At 51.3% G+C, this 2,552-nt stretch carries 3 protein-coding genes and 1 pseudogene; 1 reads left to right on the forward strand and 3 read right to left on the reverse strand.

The genetic code is table 11. The annotated features are described in order from the left end of the window. From AQR02_RS32340 to AQR02_RS08005, 3 genes are all read right to left on the reverse strand, one after another. On the reverse strand, positions 1-258 hold a 258-nt coding region (locus AQR02_RS32340; protein WP_425339964.1), incomplete at its 3' end, for a hypothetical protein. Between the two features lie 9 nt (positions 259-267). Then, positions 268-1,098 (reverse strand): ABC transporter permease, encoded by an 831-nt coding sequence (locus AQR02_RS08000; RefSeq protein ID WP_054940124.1) that lies wholly within the window; start codon positions 1,096-1,098, stop codon positions 268-270. A gap of 55 nt (positions 1,099-1,153) precedes the next feature. Beyond that, positions 1,154-1,969, reverse strand: a complete 816-nt coding sequence (locus tag AQR02_RS08005) for an ABC transporter ATP-binding protein (protein ID WP_245237212.1) — start codon at positions 1,967-1,969, stop codon at positions 1,154-1,156. Between the two features lie 516 nt (positions 1,970-2,485). Between AQR02_RS08005 and AQR02_RS33750 the strand changes: the two are divergent. Continuing rightward, a pseudogene (locus AQR02_RS33750) lies at positions 2,486-2,552 on the forward strand (DinB family protein); the annotation flags it as partial.

The raw sequence follows: 2,552 nt of genomic DNA on the forward strand, positions 1-2,552 counted from the left end.
CGGGAAATAGTCAAAGCCGCGGCAGAGGCTCTCAGCGAGTCCGAAGGAAGCCACTGCCAGCGAGTAAACCAGAATGATATGGGCAACGGTCCATTCGCCGATATTGCCAAAGCGGGAGAACAGCAGGATGGTGGCAATGGGGTCCGAGATCACAACGATCAGGACCTGAATCAGCATCAGCCACCAGCCCTTATACTCCATGCCGGACAGCAGATGCATCCGCAAATATTTGAAATAGATTTTACCTTCAGCGATCATTTGTAAGTCTCACCCTCCCTGGACGATAATGCTGTTCAGTTTACGTTTCATGATGAGCCGGCCGGCCGCAATGAAGATCATGCTCCAGATAAGCTGCAGGCCAATGCCGGGCAGTGCGGCGGCGGGAGCCATACTCCCTATATACAGCTGTACCGGAATATCTGCGAACCCTCCAAAGGGTTTAAGGTACAGGAAGGTCTGCATGAAATCAGGCCAGAGCCGCAGCGGAAGATAGGTGCCGGACAAAATGCCGCTCACAAGTAAAAGCATATAGGTCGGCCCGTCACCCCAGGTGATGTTCAAGCGGATTGCGGTCACGAGCATGGCAAATGCGGAGCATAACACAAATGCCATGACCACAGACAGTAGAAAACAGAACAGTGCGGGGAGTGAGGCCGGCCCGCCTAGTGCGTATCCTGCAGGCATCAGCAACCCGGTGAGTACGGTGGCCAGACTGCGGATCCACGAGGTGCCGAGCTTGCCGGCCGAGCTTTTGACGAACCAGTGAGTATAAAGGTTCATAGGCCGGCACAGCTCGATACCGACGTCGCCATTGTTGATTTTGCCCATGATCTCACTGTCGATGCTCATGCTCTGCAGCACAAACATCCCCTGGGCCAGCCACACATAGGATATCGTCTGCGGAAGACTCAGCCCGTTATTGTTCCACGAACCGTTCTCGCTGTATGTATAGAACACGGTGAACAGCACACATTCCAGAAGCGCCCAGAATACCCCGACCACCGTGCCGGAGATTGCCGATACACGGTACTGCAGCCCTTCGGCCATCCTAATCCGGAAGAGGGAGCTGCAGGCCCGGCATGTGTTTCTAAAATTCATTGTTACACCTCCTGATTGATGAGCATATAGACATAGTCATTCCGCCAAAACTAGCTTAAGTCAGGGCCAAATCATTGTACATGGCGGCAATCATCGCGTCGGTGTTGACCTTCATGACCACTTCAGGCGCGTATTTCTCCTGCAGGCCCGAGAGCCTTCCGTCATAGAGAAGCTGGCCGTGCCCGATAACCATAACCCGTTCACACAGGGCCTCAATATCGTCCATATCATGCGTGGTCAGCAGCATCGTGACCCCATAATTGCGGTTCTCCTCCTTCAAAAAATTGCGCAGCGCCAGCTTGGATACCGCGTCGAGTCCGATGGTCGGTTCATCCAGAAACAGAATTTTCGGCCGGTGCAGCAGCGCCGCCACCAGCTCACAACGCATCCGCTGCCCGAGCGACAGCTGTCTCACAGGTGTTCTTAAGAGCGCTTCCACACCAAGAGTAGCAGTTAACTCGGATAGTCTTAGCCTATAATCTCCGGGAGGAATCGCATAAATATCCTTCAGCACGTCAAATGAATCAGCCACCGGCACATCCCACCACAGCTGTGACCGCTGGCCGAAGACGACGCCGATTCTGGATACATGCTCTACGCGGTGCTTCCAGGGAACTTTGCCCAGGATGGTGCATTCACCGCTGTCCGGTGTCAGGATGCCGCTCATGACTTTCACGGAAGTGGATTTGCCGGCACCATTCGGGCCGATGTAACCCACCAGCTCGCCTTCAGCGATATCAAACCCGATGCCGCCGAGCGCCTCCACAGTTGTTACATTCCGCATAAAGGCTCCCTTCAGCAGCCCCCATTTTCCTTCGGGCCGTTTGTACACTTTAAAGCTTTTGCGGATATTTCTGAGTCTAATTTGCATCTTTGCCGCCTCCTTCGTGCAGAAGATCATATCATCATAGGGGGAAGGGAATACAGCGGCACTAAGCATTCTCTTGATCCTTTGCTGCCAGCCTCAGGGCGGAAACCATTTATTTTCTTCGATTTCCATAAAAATGCTTGCTTTGTTGACATTTCCGTTCTATATTAATTTTATAGTTAACGCAAGGAAAACTGATGTTTTTTTACATATGTATCTCAAATATAACCTTAACGTACCGGTGATAAATTCACCGGTATTTTTGCGTTTTCTGACAAGGCCGAAAACCTCGTTGCAAAAAGGTTCTATGAAAGCTTCGGCTTCCGTGACAACGGTGGAATCTGCGACAATGAGCCGGTAACGGTATTAAGGCTCTGAGTTCCGCGAGAGATTCCAAACCTGCGAATATGAACGGGCGGTAATGCAGTTATATACTTATTTTTTACCGCCGGTGCTGCAGCCGGCTGTGATACACTGGATACAATTATTCTATAAAATTTTAGATATTGGAGGCCTTTCATGCAGACATTTTTTCGCTATAACTGGATGGTCCGGGAAGAATGGTATAGATGGTGTGAGGAGCTGA

The sequence above is a fragment of the Paenibacillus ihuae genome, assembly GCF_001368795.1.
Classification (GTDB): Bacteria; Bacillota; Bacilli; order Paenibacillales; family Paenibacillaceae; genus Paenibacillus_AQ; species Paenibacillus_AQ ihuae.